This is a genomic window from Pseudomonas helmanticensis (genome assembly GCF_900182985.1).
GTDB classification, from domain to species: Bacteria; Pseudomonadota; Gammaproteobacteria; order Pseudomonadales; family Pseudomonadaceae; genus Aquipseudomonas; species Aquipseudomonas helmanticensis.
The window spans coordinates 961,733-981,346 of sequence record NZ_FXUY01000001.1 but is presented as its reverse complement, the minus strand read 5'-3'; the positions used below and the strand labels follow the sequence as shown (position 1 = coordinate 981,346).

General features: G+C 60.9%; 12 protein-coding genes. 6 read left to right on the top strand and 6 right to left on the bottom strand.

What is annotated here, in order from left to right; translation table 11 throughout:
• Positions 1-69: 69 nt before the first annotated feature.
• From wecB to QOL84_RS04495, 5 genes are read left to right on the top strand one after another with little or no spacing between them, the layout of a single operon-like run.
• Positions 70-1,224, top strand: a complete 1,155-nt coding sequence (gene wecB, locus QOL84_RS04515; RefSeq protein ID WP_283436349.1) for a non-hydrolyzing UDP-N-acetylglucosamine 2-epimerase — start codon at positions 70-72, stop codon at positions 1,222-1,224.
• Positions 1,221-3,395: a cyclic di-3',5'-guanylate-activated glycosyltransferase NfrB gene (nfrB, locus tag QOL84_RS04510; protein WP_129394127.1), complete on the top strand. Its 2,175-nt coding sequence runs from the start codon at positions 1,221-1,223 to the stop codon at positions 3,393-3,395. Before wecB ends, nfrB begins: the two co-directional genes overlap by 4 nt.
• Positions 3,392-6,553, top strand: coding sequence for an NfrA family protein (locus QOL84_RS04505; protein WP_283436348.1), 3,162 nt, complete (start codon positions 3,392-3,394; stop codon positions 6,551-6,553). Before nfrB ends, QOL84_RS04505 begins: the two co-directional genes overlap by 4 nt.
• Positions 6,553-7,425 carry a DUF4434 family protein gene (locus tag QOL84_RS04500; RefSeq protein ID WP_283436347.1) on the top strand — a complete coding sequence of 291 codons (873 nt, stop codon included), beginning with the start codon at positions 6,553-6,555 and terminating at the stop codon, positions 7,423-7,425. The genes QOL84_RS04505 and QOL84_RS04500 overlap by 1 nt, the downstream gene beginning before the upstream one ends.
• Positions 7,409-8,485 carry a GGDEF domain-containing protein gene (locus QOL84_RS04495; protein WP_283436346.1) on the top strand — a complete coding sequence of 359 codons (1,077 nt, stop codon included), beginning with the start codon at positions 7,409-7,411 and terminating at the stop codon, positions 8,483-8,485. The genes QOL84_RS04500 and QOL84_RS04495 overlap by 17 nt, the downstream gene beginning before the upstream one ends.
• 202 nt (positions 8,486-8,687) lie before the next feature.
• On the opposite strand, the gene QOL84_RS04490 is transcribed toward QOL84_RS04495, so the two are convergent.
• On the bottom strand, positions 8,688-10,247 hold the full coding sequence (locus QOL84_RS04490) for a TerC family protein (RefSeq protein WP_129394135.1): 1,560 nt from the start codon (positions 10,245-10,247) through the stop codon (positions 8,688-8,690).
• 292 nt (positions 10,248-10,539) lie between these two features.
• Positions 10,540-10,944: a MerR family transcriptional regulator gene (locus tag QOL84_RS04485; RefSeq protein ID WP_283436345.1), complete on the bottom strand. Its 405-nt coding sequence runs from the start codon at positions 10,942-10,944 to the stop codon at positions 10,540-10,542.
• 77 nt (positions 10,945-11,021) lie between these two features.
• Between QOL84_RS04485 and QOL84_RS04480 the strand changes: the two genes are divergently transcribed.
• Positions 11,022-12,245 (top strand): NADH:flavin oxidoreductase/NADH oxidase family protein, encoded by a 1,224-nt coding sequence (locus QOL84_RS04480; RefSeq protein WP_283436344.1) that lies wholly within the window; start codon positions 11,022-11,024, stop codon positions 12,243-12,245.
• Here QOL84_RS04480 and QOL84_RS04475 read toward each other — a convergent pair.
• The 4 genes from QOL84_RS04475 to cobN all read right to left on the bottom strand — a co-directional run bounded on the left by QOL84_RS04475 (position 12,242) and on the right by cobN (position 19,613).
• Complete coding sequence (locus QOL84_RS04475) at positions 12,242-13,888, bottom strand: phospholipase D-like domain-containing protein (protein WP_283436343.1); 1,647 nt, start codon at positions 13,886-13,888, stop codon at positions 12,242-12,244. The two genes, QOL84_RS04480 and QOL84_RS04475, sit on opposite strands and share 4 nt — an antisense overlap.
• A gap of 153 nt (positions 13,889-14,041) precedes the next feature.
• Positions 14,042-14,782, bottom strand: a complete 741-nt coding sequence (locus tag QOL84_RS04470) for a vWA domain-containing protein (protein WP_283436342.1) — start codon at positions 14,780-14,782, stop codon at positions 14,042-14,044.
• A complete protein-coding gene (locus QOL84_RS04465; RefSeq protein WP_283436341.1) occupies positions 14,707-15,708 on the bottom strand; it encodes a magnesium chelatase ATPase subunit I in 1,002 nt (333 codons plus the stop codon). Before QOL84_RS04465 ends, QOL84_RS04470 begins: the two co-directional genes overlap by 76 nt.
• 56 nt (positions 15,709-15,764) lie before the next feature.
• Positions 15,765-19,613, bottom strand: a complete 3,849-nt coding sequence (gene cobN / locus QOL84_RS04460) for a cobaltochelatase subunit CobN (protein ID WP_283436340.1) — start codon at positions 19,611-19,613, stop codon at positions 15,765-15,767.
• Position 19,614: the final 1 nt, after the last annotated feature.

Sequence of the window (19,614 nt, the reverse complement as noted above, 5' to 3'; positions counted from 1 at the left end):
ATTTCTCAGCAAGAGAACACACGTCAAAGGCGCTTTTGCCCTGGCGTTGCCATGTCCCAGGAGGGGTCAATGTCTTTCAAAGTCATGATGGTTTTCGGTACTCGTCCGGAGGCCATCAAAATGGCCCCGCTCGCTCGGGTTCTGCGTCAGTGGCCGGACATCCAACTGAACATCTGTTCTACCGGCCAGCATCGCGAGATGCTCACGCAAGTGCTCGATGCCTTCGAACTTTCGGTCGACGAAGACCTGCAAGTGATGACTCAGGGCCAGACCCTCAACGGTCTTTCGCAAAATCTGCTGGCGCAACTGGATCAAGCCTATGCACGGGTCAAGCCCGACATCGTGCTTGTCCACGGCGACACCACCACCAGCTTCATTGCCGCCCTCGCCGCCTTCAATCGGCAACTGCCCATCGGTCACGTTGAAGCAGGCCTGCGTACCGGCAATCTGCGCGCGCCCTGGCCGGAGGAAGCCAATCGGCGCCTGACCGGCGTCATCGCTGACCTGCACTTTCCGCCGACCTCGAAATCCGCCGCCAACCTGCTGCGCGAAGGCGTGCCTGAGGACAACATTGAAATCACCGGTAACACCGTCATTGATGCCTTGCTGTGGATGCGCGCGCAACAGCAGCAAACCGGTTGGCACCCGGCAGCGGATTCGCCGTTGGCCGTACTCGATGATCAGCGCAAGATGATTCTCATCACCAGCCATCGACGGGAAAACCTCGGCGACGGTTTCCGCAACATCTGTGAGGCGCTGGCCGAACTGGCCGAGCGCTATCCGCAGGTGCAATTCGTTTATCCGGTACACCTCAATCCGCTGGTGCAGGAAGTGGTGTACGGCATGCTTGCCAATAAACCGAACATCTATCTGGTTGCGCCGCAGGACTACCCGAATTTCGTCTGGCTGATGGGCCGTGCGCACTTCATCCTCACCGATTCCGGCGGTGTACAGGAAGAAGCGCCGGCGATCGGCAAACCCCTGCTGGTGCTGCGCGATGTCACTGAACGGCCATCGGTGCTGGAAAGCGGCACCATGCTGCTGGTCGGCACCGACAAGACCCGCATCGTCAAGGAAGCCGCACAACTGCTCGACGACGAAGAGACCTATACGCGCATGAGCCGTGTGCATTTCCCTTATGGCGATGGCCACGCCAGCGAATTGATTGCCACCCGCCTCCACGCCTGGCTGAGCACTCGCTCGGCGGCGGGTGAAGGGGTATGAGTCTGGGTTGGGTCGACTTTTTTGCGTATGTGCTGTTCGGTCTCAAATATGTGGCGATTGCCCTCGCCCTGCTGATGTTCGTCCTCGGTCTCGATGATCTGTTCATCGACCTCGTGTACTGGTCCCGCAAGCTGATCCGGCGCTGGCGGATCTACGAAAAATTCGACCGCGCCGATGAAGAGCGCCTGTACGCGATCCCGGAAAAACCACTGGCGATCATGGTGCCGGCATGGAATGAAGTCGGTGTGGTCGGCGAAATGGCGCGCCTGGCCGCCTCGACCATCGACTATGAGAACTACCAGATTTTTGTCGGCACCTATCCCAACGACGCCGAAACTCAAGCGGACGTCGATGCGGTCTGCCAGCACTACCCCAACGTGCACAAAGTGGTCTGCGCGCGCCCCGGCCCGACCAGCAAGGCCGACTGCCTGAACAACATCATCGACGCGATCCTGCGCTTTGAAAGCGAGGCGAAAATCCAGTTCGCCGGGTTCATCCTGCACGACGCCGAAGACGTGATTTCACCGATGGAATTGCGCCTGTTCAACTATCTGCTGCCGAACAAGGACCTGATCCAGATCCCGGTCTACCCATACGCGCCGGAGTGGAAAGGCTTCACTGCCGGCCACTATGTCGATGAGTTCGCCGAGAACCACGGCAAGGACGTCATCGTCCGCGAGGCCTTGACCGGTCAGGTGCCCAGCGCTGGCGTCGGCACCTGCTTCAGCCGCAAGGCCATCAGCGCCCTGCTCGAAGACGGCGACGGTATCGCTTTCGATGTGCAGAGTCTCACCGAGGACTACGACATCGGTTTCCGTCTCAAGCAAAAAGGCATGAAGTGCATTTTCGCCCGCTACTCGGTCAGCGATCCGAAACTGGCGCTGGAGCAACCGTGGGTGTTCGGCATGAACCGCGAGTTCTCCCAAGTGATCTGTGTCCGTGAGCATTTCCCTCGGGATTTGCAGCATGCGATCCGGCAGAAATCGCGTTGGATTGTCGGCATCGTGTTTCAGGGCACCAAGAACCTCGGCTGGAGCCGCAAGGGTCTGCTCAACTATTTCCTCTGGCGCGACCGGCGCGGCCTGATCGCCTACATGCTGAGCTTCCTCGTCAACCTGCTGTTCGTGGTCTTGATGGTGATGTGGCTGGTGACGGTGATTTCTCCCGAGTCGTGGCGCTATCCGTCAATTCTTTCCGACAGCTCTCTGCTGCCGATATTGCTTTGGCTGAACGGCTTCATGCTGCTCAACCGGCTGTTTCAGCGCGGCTGGTTCGTCACCCGTTATTACGGACTGGGCGAGGGCCTGCTGTCGGCACCACGAATGATGTGGAGCAACTTCGTCAACTTCTTCGCCAATCTGCGCGCGCTGAAACAAGTCATGGAGATGGGCGACTCCCGGCGCGTGGCGTGGGACAAGACCACCCATGAATTCCCCGCCCTGACCAAAGCCCAACGCACACCGCTGGGCCATCGTCTGGTGGAAAAAGGCCTGCTGACCGAGGAACAACTGGAAGCGGCGATCACCAGTCCGGTACGTCGACGTCTGGGACGTGAATTGTTGTTGCGCGAATACATCGACAGCACGCAACTGGTGCAGGCACTGGCCGAACAACTTGATCTGGAGTGGGCGCCGCTCAACCCATTCAAACTCGACAAACGCCTGATCGACGCCGTGCCGCGCCGTGTGGCATCGCATTATGGCGTGCTGCCGGTGGCTGAAGATGGTGAAACCCTGGTGCTGGCGTCGGAAGGTCCGGTCAGTCAGGTATCGCTCGGTGCGATCAGCCGTCAATTGAAACGCCCAGTACGCTGCCGACTGGCACCGCAGGGCCGTGTGACTTTGGGGATTCGTCACTGGTACGCCAGTCACCGACAGAATGAGGAAGTGCGTCATATGCTTGAAGTGCTTGAGCGTCATCAGGACGATGAAGCCTTGCTGGAACGCGTCAGCCGCCATCAGGTGTTGCTGGGCAATTTGCTGCAGGTACGCGGGATGGTGCCACCCACCCTGTTCAATCAGGCATTGATCGATTTCGACGCCGAAAACATGTCACTCGGCGAACATCTGATTTCCCGCGGCATGATCACCCAGGAAGTACTCGATCAGGCCCTTGCAGATCAGGCCAGCGAACAACAAGCCGCCTACCGCATCGTTCGGGAGGCTGCATGAAGCCTGTGCACCGTCACACCCTGTTGATAGGTAGCCTGCTGCTCGGCATGAGTACGGCGTATCCGCTGCACGCCGCGCCGCTGAGCGATTTCGAACAGTTCCGCAGTTACCCCTACATGGATCGCAGCTACCGCGAAGCAAAAAAGGGCAACTGGAAAGAAGTCGAACGACTGATGCGGCACTTGCTGGAAAAAGTCCCGAAAAATGACGAGGCACGCGCCCTGCTGGTGGAATCGCTGGCCAGACAACGGCGCTATGGCGACGCCGTCCAGGCGCTGCCGAACAATGACAGCGCAGCCGTGCTCGATTTGCGCCTGACCTGGATCGAACAGGATCCGCCGAGCAGCACCCAGGTCGAACAATGGATGGCCACCAGCGACCTGAATGACCGCATACGTCTGTGGCAGGCCTATAGCTTGAGTCTGGCCAAGTTCGGCGGCGCGGCCAAGGCGCACGACTGGCTCGCCCAACTGGCGCCCCGAGGGGACGACAACATCCTGCGCCTGGCGCGTGCCAATTGGTCAGAGCAACTGCGCGACTGGACGGGCACCATCGAACAATTGGCGCCGCTGGCGGCGAAAAAACAACTGGATGCCGAAGGCTGGCAACGCCTGGCCAACGCTTATGTTCAACGCCTCGACGAAAAACCCTTGCAACAATTGCTGCAACAGGCGCCGACACCGGAAGCCGCGCGCCAAGCGCGTCTGGCGATGGTCGATCGCGCCATCGCCATGGGTCACGATCAGCAGGCACAACGCTGGTTGCAATCGTTGCCCGCCTCCGATCTGGCCGATCCGGCGCAACGCCAGCGTCTTTGGGAACTGGCACGGCAGACCGATGATGTACCCACCGTGCAACGCCTGAGCAACGATTTGCAGCGACCTTGCCTGGAAACTGCCGATTGGCTGTCGCGTCACGACCCGGAAGCCGCGCTGACGCAATTGCGCGGCTGCCAGCCAACGGATGATCCACAAAAATGGCTGGTGCTTGCCCAGCGCCTGCAAGCCACCGATCTGTTGCAAAACACTCGTTTGCCGGAGCCGTGGGACAGCCGTCGTCAGGCGCAGTTGGTGGATGTCTGGCAGGAACAGGGCGACAGCAGCAAAGTCATGGTCTGGCTGGCCGGCCAGACGCAAACGCCCGCCGTGGTCAAACGCCGCGCCGAACTGGCGCAGACCATGGGCCGGCGCACCGAAGAGCAAACCCTGTGGGAATACCATTACCGTCAGACCGGCAACCTGGCGTCGCTGAATCAGGCGAGTTTCCTCGCACTCAATAGCGGCGACCGCCAACACGCACAGCAACTGCTGGAAACCGCTTATGACCGCCATGACGGACGTCTGCCCGGCGCCGCGCTGCAACGGCTGGCCGGTCTGTATGCTTCATCCAGCGATATCACGGCACAGCAACAACGGCGTATGACGTCGCTGCTCGGGCATGTCGACGGCGCCACTCGCGGTCAACTGCTCGCGCAGCTCGCGGAAAAAGGCCAGTGCGATGTCGTGCAACAAGCCGTCGGCGACCACCCGCAAGCCATCGGCGACTATCGCGCCCTTGGCCGCTGTGCGATGCCCGATCGTCCGGGCGAAGCCGTGGTTTATTACCAGCAGGCAGAAAAGCTCGGTGACCGCAGCAGTCGTTTGCCGTTGGCCTACGCGCTGGAAGCCGCTGGCGATTCCACCGCTGCATTGGCCATCTGGCGCAGCATTCCCGCGGCGCAACTCAGCGACAACGCCCGCCTGACCGCGAGTCGCAGCGCGCTGAACGCGGGCGACAATCAAGCTGCCGAACGGTTCTGGCAGCAAAGCAGCACACGCGGCGCCAATGAATGGGCATTGGGTGCGGCAGTCGCCGATGCTCGCGGCGACCATGCACAAGCGTTGCAACGACAACGTCAGGCCCTGCAAACAGCCCCGGATGCCGGGCATTTCTACGCGGCCTCGGTCACGGCACAGAAAGCCGGCGATCTTGCGCAAAGCAATGCATGGCTGGCCGAAGCCGTGCGGCGTGAGCCGGGCAATCCGCGTTATCGCGCCGATTACGGCATGCGCCTTGCGGGCGCCGCCACCCGTGAACAACGCGCCACAGCCATCCCTTATCTGCAGCAGGCTACCCGCGACTTCCCCGAGGATTATCACCTCGGCGAAACCCTCGCCTGGCGTTATGACGAGGTAGAGGACAGCGCTTCGGCGCGCAAAGAACTGCGCCGCGTCATCGATCTCGAACAGAACCCGGTGGCTGCCGACGATGAAGATGGCAGCATGGAAGCCCGGCGTTATCGTCAGCGGCGCGCCCATGAAGCCTTGTCTCGCCGGGACAACTTCACCATCGCCAGCACCTGGTCACCGGCCGGCGTATCGACCAACGACTTCCTGCGCAATGACAAAAGCCAAGGCTCGAATCGCAGCCCGAACTCGCAAAACGTCCAGGTTGCGATGTGGGATCACGCCCTCGGTGAAGAACCGAGTCGCGCCGGCAGTTCGTTGTCGGTCTACGGCCGTGTGCTGCTGGGTGGTCAGAGCCGCTCCAGTTACGCCGAATCCGTCGCGGCGGGCGTCGGTCTGCGCTACAAGCCGTGGGGCACGCAGAACATCAACTTCTATGGCGAGATCTACAAACAGAGCCAGTTCGATGACCAGGACAATCATGGCCTCAGCCTTGGCCAGTTGATCAATCCGGACAAGCTCTCGGATCAACTCGACGATCATCGTCAGGACGGACACACCACCACCGACTACCTGTTGCGCGCCACCGCATCGTTTCTCGATCAGGGCAAATACCGCAACGACTGGCGCGTCGACGAAAGCGACTGGGATGAACGCTTCCTCTACCTCGATGCCGCATGGTGGACCAAGGCCGGCGATCATCAGTGGCTGTCGCGGTTCCAGCAAGGGCATACATGGAAGCTGCCGTTCAACGGTGCGCAGACGATCATGCCGTATGGCTTTCTTGAGTTTGCCAGCCAGGATCCAAGCAACGACTGGCGGCAGGATCTGCGCACCGGGGTCGGTTTGCGCTGGCAATGGTGGTACGACGATGACCGCTATAACGCCTACCGCTCGAAGCTGACAGTGCGAACCGAGTATCAACAGGCGCTGGGCGGCAATCTGTATGAAGGTGGCAATGGTGTGCTGCTGGGCGTGGAGTGGAATTTCTGATGGCTCGATGGATGCTGTTTGTCTGCCTGCTGCTGGGCACTGTGGTCGCGCGAGGCGATGAGCGCGTGTTCTATCAACCGTTGAATGTCGATGCGGGTCTCACTCAGGCGCAGTGGCTACGGATATGGCAAGACACGGCGAAACAAGGCACGCGTACGCTGATCGTACAGTGGACCGCTTACGGCGACTCAGACTTCGGCGGCGCTAGCGGCTGGCTCGCCAACAGTCTGCAACTGGCACAACAACAAGGACTGCAACTGGTACTCGGGTTGAAGATGGATCCGGCCTATTACCAGCGTATCGACGAACTGGACAGCGCCGGTCTCGCTAAATACTGGCAAGCGCAACTGGGCCAATCGCTGGCGCAGCAGCAGAAGCTGCGCGAGGACTGGAAGCTGCCGGTGAGTGGCTGGTATCTGCCGCTGGAGCTGGATGACTTGCACTTCCTCGCGGCGGATCGCCGGGCAACGCTGCAACGTCAGCTCAAAGGCCTCGCCGGCAAACTCGACGCACCGCTGCACGTCAGTGCATTCAGCGCCGGCAAGCTCGCGCCGAACATCAACGCGCAATGGCTGGGCGAGTTGAGCGCTGCGGGCGTTCAGGTCTGGTGGCAGGATGGCGCCGGTACCGGCCGCTTGTCGCCCGTGGTGCGCAGCAGCTATGCCAGCGAACTGCCCTGCTCCGTCGGTATCGTGCGAGAAGCGTTCCGCCAGGTCAGTGGTGACGGCCAGCCGTTCCACGCCGAGCCTGCCGCCCCGGATGTGACGTCGAGCGGTTGTCACGCCAGCGCGGTGTTTTCTCTGCGCTATCGCCCGTGGGGCCGGGTGATTCTCGACAACCAGCGCAAGGCCGGCAATGTACAAAATCATTGAAGACGAGGTCCTGAAAAAAACCGCGCCCGCTGAATTGCGGGCCGAGTTTGTCCAGCACGAATTCGAGCGCCTGCATTCCTTCAGCCTGTTGATCTTTATCGTCAGCATCGCCATGTGGCTGATCTTCGACTTGATCGTCAGTCTCCTTGGCGGTCAGGGATTCACCTGGCGATCAATGCTATTCGTGGCGTTTTTCTCTGTGCTGACCATGGTGTTGTGGTTTACCCGCCAGGCCCGACATTTCGATGTTCTGGCGGTGTTGCTGGTAGTGGGCCTGACCGTGGGTATTCGATTGATCGTCAGCGGCTTGCCCCCGGCCGTACACAGCTCCTGGCTGGTGCTCGCTGCGGCCGCCATGCTCTACAGTTTCTCGGTACTGCCGCTGAGTCGCCGGGCATTCTTTATCGTGCAGTTCCTGATCTGGCTGCTGCTCAACCCGTTTATCAACACCACCACCAGCCTGCTTGAACTCAGGGGCGTACTGACCGCCTGCTACAGCGTGTTTCTCTGTGCGTTGACGATTTACACGTTCCTCAAGCTGCGCGAAGCCAAACTGTACAACTACATCATGTCCAGGCTGCTGCTGGATCAGGCCTACAACGACACGCTGACGGAAATCCCCAATCGTCGATCGTTCATGACCCTCGCGGAAAAACACCTGCGGGCAGAGCCTCGCGTGCATGACCACTACCTGTTGATGATCGACATCGACAACTTCAAGAAGGTCAACGATACCTATGGCCACGACATCGGCGATGAGGTGCTGAAACGCATCGCTGCCGATATCAAAAAGGTCATGCAGCAGTTCGATTACGCACGCCTGGGTGGCGAGGAGTTTGCAATTTATCTGGCGGGAGTGCAGCGCGAGGAGGTTGCAGCGCTGGCGGGCGAATTGTGCCGCGTGGTGCGGGAGCAACCGACCCGGTATCCGGTGACGATCAGTATCGGCGTGACCCGGGTGGAAGACGACGATTCGCTGACGCAGGCGCTGGTCAAGGCAGATGCGGCGTTGTATGAGTCAAAGCATACGGGCAAGGATCGCTACACTTTTCACAAGTAAACTGTGTATCGGCAGATGGATTGCCATCGCTGGCAAGCCAGCTGCCACAGCGTATTCAGGCGTACACACTTTCAATGATCTCACCCGGAACATGTGGGAGCTGCTCCCACAAGATTGATGGTGTACCCAAAATCGATGAGCACCCGATAAACCTGTGGGAGCTGGCTTGCCCGCGATAGGGCCGGAACAGGCGCCGTGATCTTTATGCGGTATCACGCTCCAACAACACCCGCGTCACGCGTCGCTCTTCAACCGCTTTCACAGTCATCCGCCAGCCTTCGTGCACCAGTCGATCGCCAATCACCGGCAAACGATCCAGCAGGCTCATGACCAGCCCGGCCATGGTTTGATAATCCTCGGTCGGCTCGGCGCCAAACCCGGTGCGCTGACGAACCCGCGCCAGGTTCAACGCGCCGCTGACCAGAAACCCGCCCTGCTCCTCGACGACATCCGGGCCTTCGATTTCGCTGGCATCAGGCAACTCGCCGGCGATCGATTCGAGAATGTCGGTCATGGTCAATACACCGACAAAATCGCCAAACTCGTTGACCACAAAGGCAATGTGCGTCGAGGCCGCGCGCATCTGTTCCAGCGCGTTGAGGATCGAATAGCTGTCGAGCAGGTTGATGGTCTTGCGCGCCAGATGTTCCAGGTTCGGCTCGGTGCCGGCCAGATACTCCTTGAGCAACTCCTTCTTGTGCACGAAACCCAACGGCTCATCCACCGCACCGTCACGAATCAACGGCAGACGCGAGTACGACGAATGCATCAGCTTCGTACGAATTGTCTCAGCGTCGTCGGCCAGATCAATCCAGTCGACATCGGCGCGTACTGTCATCAGGTTGCGAATCGGTCGTTCGGCCAGTTGCAGTACACCGCTGATCATCACCCGCTCGCGGCGGTCGAACAGCTCCGCATTCGGCGCTTCACCGTTGTCGAGCAGATCGGAAATTTCCTCACCGACCTCTTCCACCGCCAGTTTGCGACCACCGAGCAGACGCATTACCGCGTGTGCCGTGCGTTCACGCATCGGACGCAGGCCTTGCATCGAACGCTTGCGACGGGCGCGGGCGATCTGGTTGAACACCTCGATCAGGATCGAGAAACCGATCGCCGCGTACAAGTAGCCTTTCGGAATGTGGAACCCCAGACCTTCAGCCGTCAGGGCAAAACCGATCATCATCAAAAAGCCCAGGCACAGCATGATCACCGTCGGGTGCGCATTGACGAAGCGCGTCAACGGCTTGCTGGCGACGATCATCAGGCCGATGGAAATGATCACCGCGATCATCATCACCGCGAGCTCATCAACCATGCCCACAGCGGTAATCACTGCGTCCAGCGAGAACACCGCGTCGAGCACGACGATCTGCGCGACAATCGGCCAGAACAACGCATAAGCGGTATTGCTCGAGCGCTCGCCGACATGCCCTTCAAGGCGCTCATGCAGCTCCATGGTCGCTTTGAACAACAGGAACACGCCACCGAACAGCATGATCAGGTCACGGCCGGAGAAGCTCTTGTCGAAGATTTCGAACAACGGCTGCGTGAGGGTGACCAGCCAGGAAATACTCGCCAACAGGCCCAGGCGCATGATCAGCGCCAAAGACAGGCCGATGATGCGCGCGCGATCACGTTGATGCGGCGGCAGTTTGTCGGCGAGGATTGCGATGAACACCAGGTTGTCGATGCCCAGCACCAGTTCCAGCACGATCAGAGTCAACAAGCCTAACCAGGCCGTGGGATCCGCTAACCATTCCATAAAACGTCTCGATCTCTCTTCAGTGAATTCAGGCTGCCGGACACGGCAAAGCGCAACGCGAAGGCTCAGGAGCCGCGTTATCAACGATAGTCGGGTGTCGGAAAACTGGATGCTGCGAGTGCGTCAAGACCGCGCCATGGCGCGAAAAGGAGGTTCTCTGTGGCAGAGACGGGGGAGGCTCCGAGAGGGTGTTCATGTAATTCCTGAATGAAAAATGGCCTTGAAGCCTACAGGCTCAGGCCACTTTTCCTACAGCAACAAATCATTTCAAAATCTGTACTACAACCCGAAGTCAGTGCTTGAAAGACTTCAATACCCTTTCCGCATTGGCGTTACAGCCCATACCGTCCGGTCGGCTGCGAATGTCGTCGATCACCGCCAATAGTTGCTCTCTGCTTTGTGCCAGATGCAACTGCATCGCCTCGATCTGCTCGACTTTGCGGCTCAGGCTCGACACCAGGTCGTCTTCATTGAACTCCCCGGTCAGCGGGTCTGGCAGCAGCAATTTAAGCTCATCGAGACTGAAACCCGCCTGTTGTGCACGCTGAATGATGTTCAGGGTTTGCAGCACTTGCGGCGGATAGCGCCGATAACCGTTGCCCTGCCGCTCGACCTTGGGGATCAGGCCCTGCGCTTCATAAAAGCGAATGCGCGAAGCGCTCAGCCCACTCATCTGCGCCAATTCACCAATTTTCATTGCAACCCCGTTTGCCCGCTTGACATTAAAGTTAACTTTAAGCTTAGCCTCGCTCCATTACTGATGAGGAGTCAAGCATGTCGCCCTTTCAAATACTCAATCTGCCCAACGGTCAGTCGCTCGATAACCGTATCGCCAAAGCGGCCATGGAAGAAAACCTTGCCGACCGCGAACAGGCGCCTTCTGGCGAACTATTCCGCTTGTATCAAGCCTGGGCTGAAGGCGGCGCCGGGCTGTTGCTGACCGGCAACGTGATGATTGATCGACGCGCCATGACCGGCCCCGGTGGCGTAGTGCTCGAAGACGAACGCCACCTGCAGCAATTCCGCCAGTGGGCCAGCATCGGTCGCAGTGGCGGCGCGCACTTTTGGGTGCAGCTCAACCACCCGGGGCGGCAGACCATGGCCAACCTTGGACAGCAAGCGTTGGCACCGTCGGCGGTTGCGCTGGACCTGGGCAAGTTCTCGAAGATGTTTGCCGAGCCCAAACCGATGAGCGAAAGCGACATCGAAGAAGTCATTCAGCGCTTTGCCAACAGTGCGGCGCTCGCCGAGAAAGCCGGTTTTACCGGGGTGCAGATTCACGCTGCGCATGGCTATCTGCTCAGTCAGTTTTTGTCTCCGTTGACCAATCGGCGTACCGACCGCTGGGGCGGCTCGCTGGAAAACCGTGCGCGCCTGCTGCTGTCGGTGATCGAGGCGGTGCGCCAGGCGGTTTCGCCGCAGTTTTGCGTGGCGGTGAAGCTCAATTCGGCGGACTTCCAGCGCGGCGGTTTCGACACCGACGATGCGCGCCAGGTGATCGAATGGCTCAACCAATACCCGATCGACCTGCTCGAACTCTCCGGCGGCAGCTATGAGGCACCGGCGATGCAGGGCGAGGCCCGCGACGGGCGGACGCTGGCGCGTGAAGCGTACTTTCTGGATATGGCCGGCGAACTGGCCAGTGTCGCGCGCATGCCGGTAATGGTCACTGGCGGCATTCGTCGTCTCGCCGTGGTCGAACAAGTGCTCGACAGCGGCATCGCCATGGCCGGGATCGCCACCGCGCTGACCCTTGAACCGCATCTGGTCAAACACTGGCGCGAAGGCCTGGAACGCAATCCACAACTGCCGCCGATTCGCTGGAAACGCAAAGCGCTGGCGTCTTTGGCGAACATGGCGGTGGTGCGTTTTCAGATCGATCGTCTCAGCCGCGGTCGCCAGCCGCAGCCAAGAGTGTCGGCGCTTTGGGCGTTGATACGGGACCAGTTATATCTAGGTCGACGAGCGCGGCAGTATCGCCAGGCGATGGGTGTTTAACGTCCGGCAAAACGCAAACGAGACAACTGTCGCAAATCCCCGTCAACGTAATAATCGTGAGTCCAACTGTCATCCACGGCCAACGGCTGCACCTGCTTCAACGCCAGCTTCTTCGCGAAATAGCGAAAGCGGTAGTGCTCGTAGAAGCGCAGCAACTCCAAGCCATAGCGGTCGGCCAGATCGGTATCACCGCGAATGATCAGGTAGTTCTCGTCGTTGCCGTTGCTGGCCGAGGTGCTGAGGTTGTGGCTGCCGCTGATGATGGTCGGCGCGTCGGTGGTGAAGTCGGTGACCACCGCTTTGGTGTGCACCAGCAGATTGCCTTTCTGGCCTTTCATGTTCTCGCGCAGCCAGCCTTCCAGACCGGTGTTGAGCAGCGCGGTGGCGGCAAATTCGGCGCTGCGATCGGCGTGGTATCCGGTGATGCGGCTGGCAGTGTTTTGCAGGCCGAAACGCAGGATGTCGTCGTGCGGCTGGCCGAGCAGCGCGTTGAGAATGGCGTCGGGCAGGCTGAATGCGGTGACAAACAACACGTCTTTTTTAGCAGCCTCGATGATCTCGACGAACTCGCGCAAATCCGCGCCGCCGCTGCGTGGCGAGAAGCCGGCGAACAGTGTTTGGGTCGGATCCATCGGGTTGTGTTCGCTGATCCAGGCGCGAGTTGCGCCGACGTCGGCCGGCGTCGCCCAGATTTCTTCAAAGGTTTGCAGATAGCGGCTGCTGACCGCGCCATCATCGAGAACGTGCACGACGTTGGCCTGCCGGTAAACACCGTTGGCAGTGAAGTTGGTACTGCCACACAACACTGCTAGCGGCTGACGCTGGCCAGCCGTATCGAGGCGGCTGAGAACAATAAACTTGTTGTGAAAAATGTTGTGGGTAACACGCCCGCACTTGCTGGCGGTCGGCAGTTTGGCCAGGCTCGCCTGATTGATGGCGGTGTCTTCGTCATCCGCTCGCGCGTGATACAGCACCCGAACCTTGACCCCGCGTTCGAACGCCGCGTTGACCGCATCGACAATCGCCTGCAACTGATACTCGTAGATCGCGATATCCAGCGCCCACTGGCCGTCGACCGCACGCTCGATAAACCCCAGCAATCGCCCGAGCAGACCGTTTTCCAGCCATTGCCGTGCAGCATCGGGCCAGGCCTCGATGGGCATGTTCTTGTTGGCGCTGATCTGCGCGTCGAGGTCGGGAAACTTGCGCTGAAAGGCCTGACTGGCGGCCACGGCGCGATTGAAAATCACGCTTTGATCAGACGGACGCCCGTCGTCAGAGGTGATGGTCAGTTGCAGTGATTCGCCCAACTCCGGCGCGTCGGCGGTGCCGTAGGCCAAATGAACACGGTATTGAAGGGTCATCCCCGGATTGACCGCGTAATCGGCCCAACGGAATTTCTGCAGCGGCGCCTTATCGCTCGGCGTGGCGTGGAATTGCGCGAAGGTGTGAGCTTTGCCGGGAAAGGTCAGGCTGTTGAAGAGGAACAGCCAGGGTTTGTCGCCCTGCTGCTTTTCGATGGCAAACCCGAGCAGGCCTTTGCGCCGCGATGCGGCAAGATCGATGGCGAGCAGCACGCCGTTGGTGCCGGCGTAGGCCTTGACGCGGAAATCGTCTTGAGGGTTTTTGACCAGGATGCGCATCGCTCACTCCTTGTGATTGGGCTGCGCAACAGCATAGTGCAGTGCTGCGGATTATCTTGTGCGGTATCCGCACCGAGTCGATGCCATCGCGGGCAAGCGACGCTTCCGCAGGTTTGCGGGTGCAGGAGAAGGCTAGCCCGCGATGAGGTCCGATCAGACCACAGCGACATCATCGATGTGCCGATACTGCAGATCCAGCGCGCTGGCCAACTCCCGCGCCCGCCCCAGCCGAATCGGCCCGCGTTCGATGTCGATCAACAGCCCTGGGCATTCCAGCCACGGCGATCCAGACAAATCCTTCAAACGCCCATCCGTCACCAGCAGCATGCGCTGCTGCTCGGCCGGAAAACGTTTACGCCGCAACGCCAGCCATTGCTGCGCCTGCTCTAGCGCCGCGAGCAACGGCGTGCCGCCGCCCGCTCCTAACGCATCGAGCCAGACGCGCAAACCGCTGGACGCTTTCAAACCTTGCACCTGCCATTGCGGCGTCGTCCCGCTGGCGGTCAACAATGCCAGACGTGCACGCTGTCGATAGGCGTCATCGAACAATTGCGCGAGCAGGCCTTTGGCATCGCTGAGGGCTTGATGCCGGCGAGTCGACGCCGAGGCATCGACGATCACCAGCCACAGTTCATGCGGCGAACGTGTGCGTTGCTGGAACAACAGGTCGGCGCGGGTCCGAGGGCGACCGTTGAGCAAAGTACCCGCCCAGTTCAGCGCGCCGTTGCGGGCAGCATGACGCTTGCCTTGGCGGCCATGATCGAGTTTTCCGGCGCGGGGTCTGGCATTCGCCCCCGCGTCGGATCGGGGGCGAATGCCTAGGGCTTTTTTGGCCAGACCGGCACTTCGCGGCGGACGCCGCTGGTGAGTGCCGGCGCCGGCATGTCGCCCCATTGGCCCTGCCCTTCGCTCGGGTTGCCCTGAGCGTTGGCCGGCGCTTGCGCAGGCGGCTGAGGACTGCCGGCCGGCTGCTCGCGGCGCCGATGCCGCAGGGCAAATTCGGCCACCGCGTCGATGTCTTCCGCGCCAATCACCTCGGCGCCGCGCCAGGCGGCATGCGCGCGAGCCGCACGCAACCAGACCAGATCGGCACGCAAACCGTCGACCCCGGCAGCAAAGCAGCGCTCAGTGATTTGCGCCAGCGCGGCATCGTCCAGCGGAATACTGGCCAAGGCAATGCGCGCACTCTCACAGCGTTCGCGCAGGGCGTGCTGCTGCGTGTCCCATTGCGCACAGAAAGCTTGCGGATCGCTGTCGAAATCCAGTCGACGACGGATGATCTGCCCGCGCTCGGTGGGTGCAGTGTTGCCGCTGAGGGCGACGTTCAAACCAAATCGGTCGAGCAACTGCGGACGCAATTCGCCCTCTTCCGGGTTCATCGTGCCGATCAGGACGAACTTCGCCGAATGGCGATGGGAAATGCCGTCGCGCTCGATCAGGTTGGTGCCGCTGGCGGCGACATCGAGCAGCAGATCCACCAGGTGATCGGGCAGCAAATTGACCTCGTCGACGTAGAGCACGCCGCCGTCGGCCTTGGCCAACACCCCAGGCGAGAACTGCGCACGTCCCTCGCTCAGCGCCGCATCGAGGTCGAGGGTGCCGACCAGACGTTCTTCGGTCGCGCCCAATGGCAACGTGACGAATTGGCCGCTGGCGAGCAGATCCGCCAAACCTCGGGCCAGCGTGGATTTGGCCATACCGCGCGGGCCTTCGATCAGCACGCCGCCAATTTTCGGGTCGATGGCGGTCAGGCACAGGGCGAGTTTAAGGTCATCGGCGCCGACCACGGCGGAAAGCGGGAAATGCGGGGTGTCGGTCATTTGCGATACTCAATCATGGTCGGTGAAATATTTTCAAACGGTGGAAGCGGGTTGTGTCAGCTGTCTTCTTCTATGTCCAGCAGGAGATTTTCCAGTGCCTCTTTATAGGCACCCGGTTCCTGCCACATGCCGCGTTGCTGCGCTTCAAGCATGCGCTCGGTCATGTCGCGCAAGGCATGCGGGTTATGTTCGCGGACAAACTCGCGCGTCGCCGGGTCGAGCAGATACGCATCGGCAAGCAGCGCGTATTGATGATCGTCGATCAACTGCGTGGTCGCATCGAATGCGAACAGGTTATCGACCGTCGCCGCCAACTCGAATGCGCCTTTATAGCCGTGGCGTTTGACCCCGTCGATCCATTTCGGATTCGCCGCCCGCGAGCGGATCACCCGATTCAGTTCTTCTTTGAGCGTGCGAATCCTTGGCAGATCAGGCTGGCTGTGATCGCCGTGATAACTGGCGGCGGCCTCTCCACGCAGGCTTTCCACGGCGGCGAGCATGCCGCCCTGGAATTGGTAATAGTCGTTGGAATCGAGCAAGTCGTGTTCGCGATTGTCCTGATTCTGCAGAACGGCCTGCACCTGACTCAGGCGCTGGACGAATTGCTCGCGGGCGGCGGTGCCCTCGTCGGCACCGCCATAGGCGTAGGCGCCCCAGTTCAGATACACCTCGGCGAGGTCTTCGCGGGTTTGCCATAGACGTCCATCAATCGCGCCCTGCACGCCCGCGCCGTAAGCACCGGGTTTGGCGCCGAAGATCCGCCAGCCGGCCTGACGCCGCGCAGTGTCTTCGTCGAGGCCCGATTGCAGCAGCGCCTCTCGCTCGGCGCGCACTTTCGCGGCGAGCGGATTGAGATCGTCCGGCTCGTCCAGCGCGGCGACCGCTTGCACGGCGGCATCGAACAGGCGAATCAGGTTGGCGAAGGCATCGCGGAAGAATCCCGAGACTCGCAGCGTGACATCGACGCGCGGACGGTCGAGCAGACTCAGCGGCAGAATCTCGAAATCATCGACACGCTGACTGCCCGTCGCCCACACCGGGCGCACGCCCATCAGGGCCATGGCCTGCGCAATATCGTCGCCGCCGGTGCGCATGGTCGCCGTGCCCCAGACGGACAGCCCGAGCTGGCGCAGGTGATCGCCGTGATCCTGCAAGTGCCGCTCAAGAATCAGCGTCGCCGACTGGAAACCGATGCGCCAGGCGGTGGTGGTCGGCAGATTGCGCACGTCCACCGAGTAGAAATTGCGCCCGGTCGGCAGCACGTCGAGGCGGCCGCGACTGGGTGCGCCACTGGGGCCGGCGGGGACGAAACGGCCGCTGAGGGCATCGAGCAAACCGCGCATTTCCGCTGGGCCGCAGGCGTCCAGGCGTGGAGCGACGACGTCGCGCAGATTGTCGATGATCGCATTGACCTCCGCCCACTGCGGTCCTTGTAGGAGTGAGCCTGCTCGCGATGGCAGTGTGTCAGTTAAATCAATGTTGGCTGACTTTCCGCTATCGCGAGCAGGCTCACTCCTACAAGGGGATTGCAATGACTGGGAGATCAGTTCGGTGGCGAACAGTTCGAGGCGTTCGCGGGTGTCGCCGGCGGTGCGCCAGGCTTCCTCGCTTTGCGATTGCAGTGCAACCGGGCGCGGGCCAGTCCAGGGTTCGGCCAGCACGCAGTCAAGCGGATCGAAGCCGAGTGCGAACGCTTTGGCCAAGGCTCGCAGCACACTCGATTGCGCGCCTTTGCCATCACCACGCGGAATGCGTAGCAGCGCCAGCAAGGTATCAATGCGCAAGCGCCCGGTTGGCGATTCACCGAAAATGTGCAAACCATCGCGAATCTGCGATTCCTTCAGATCACACAGATACGTATCCAGACGCGGCAGCCAGATCGCCGCATCGGCGTCACTGTCCAGGCCGGCATCGAGTTGCAGTTCACGGTCGATCTGCGTGTCTCGCACCAATTGCAGAATATCGCGCTGTAACTCGCGGGCACGACGCGGATCGAGCAGTTGCGCTTCGTAATATTCGTCGGCGAGCAATTCCAGATTACGCAGCGGGCCGTAGGTCTCGGCGCGGGTCAGCGGCGGCATCAAGTGATCGATGATCACCGCTTGCGTACGTCGCTTGGCTTGAGCGCCCTCGCCCGGGTCGTTGACGATAAACGGATAGATGTTCGGCAGCGGCCCGAGCAGCGCGTCCGGCCAGCAATTCTCCGACAGTCCGACGCCTTTACCCGGCAGCCACTCGAGGTTGCCGTGCTTGCCGACATGGATCACGCCGTGGGCGCCGTAGGTGTTGCGCAACCAGAAATAAAACGCCAGATAAGCGTGCGGCGGCACCAGATCCGGGTCGTGATAGACCGCGCTCGGATCCACCTGATAACCGCGCGCAGGCTGAATCCCGACGAAAGTCAGACCGAATCGCAGCCCGGCGATCATCATTCGCCCGTCGCGATACATCGGGTCGTTTTGCGGCGCGCCCCAACGCTCGAACACGGCGTCACGATTGGCTGGCGGCAGTGCATTGAACATCGTCAGGTAATCGTCCATTGCCAGGCTTTGCTGGCACGGGCGCAGGTCAATCGTGTCGAGGTCATTGCTGACGCCACCGAGTAATTGCTCGATCAACGCGGTGCCGCTGTCCGGCAGTTCGGCCGGTAACGGATAACCCTGTTGCTGCAAGGCCCGCAGGATATTCAACGCCGCCGCCGGCGTATCGAGGCCGACGCCGTTGCCGATACGTCCGTCGCGGGTCGGGTAGTTGGCGAGGATCAGCGCGATACGCTTTTCAGCGTTGGGCACACGTGCCAGTTCGATCCAGCGCCGCGCGAGTTCGGCGACGAAATCCATACGCTCGGGTTGCGCGCGATAGCAGACCACATCGGACTGACTGCGCTCGCTGCGCCAGGCCAGATCCTTGAAGCTGATCGGCCGGCTGATGATGCGCCCGTCAAGTTCCGGCAAGGCAATGTGCATCGCCAGATCGCGTGGACCGAGGCCCTGTTCGCTGGCGCGCCAGCCGGGTTCGTTGTCCTGCGCGCAAATCGCCTGAATCACCGGGATATTGCGGCGAAACGGCCGCAGATGGGGTGCTTCCGGGCTGGATTGGGCGAAACCGGTGGTGTTGAGAATGACCCCGGCCTCGACTTCGTCCAGCCAGTCCTCGACCACCGCCAGGCAGCCGGGTTCTTTCAGGCTGGCCACGGCGATTGGCAACGGGTTAAGCCCCGCCGCCTGCAAGCGCTGGCAGAAAACATCGATGAATGCGGTGTTCGCCGCTTGCAGGTGCGAGCGGTAAAACAGCACCGCCGCGAGCGGATTTTCGGGCAGCCATTCGGCTTGCCAGTCACTCAGTGCAGCGGAGGTTTTGTTCGGGTGATAAATCGCGGTGCGTGGCAGGGTTTGCGGCTCGTCCCACGGGTAATCACGCGCGAGCCAACGGCTGGCCAGACAGCGGAAAAAATCCAGCGCGTTGGTCATGCCGCCCTGACGCAAAAACTGCCAGAGCCGGTCGCGATCCTCAGCGTTGACGGTGCTCAAGTCGCTGAGCTCCGGATCGGGACGGTCATCGCCCGGCACCAGAATCACCTGCACGCCGCGCTCGGCCAACTCGACCAGACGCTCGACGCCGTAACGCCAATAAGCAATGCCGCCGTGCAGCGAAATCAAAATCACCTTGGCGTGGCGTAGCACTTCGTCGACGTACAAGTCGACCGACGCGTGATTCTGCACCTGCATCGGATTGGCCAGACGCAGGCTCGGGTAATCCTCGGGCAATTGCTGCGCGGCTTCGGCGAGCAGCGCCAGGCTGGAATCGCCACTGCACAGGATCACCAGCTCGGCGGGGGTTTGTCCAAGGTCGGCAATGTTGTCATCCGAGACGAATCCGCCGGGCTGGGTCCTGAGCAGGTGCATG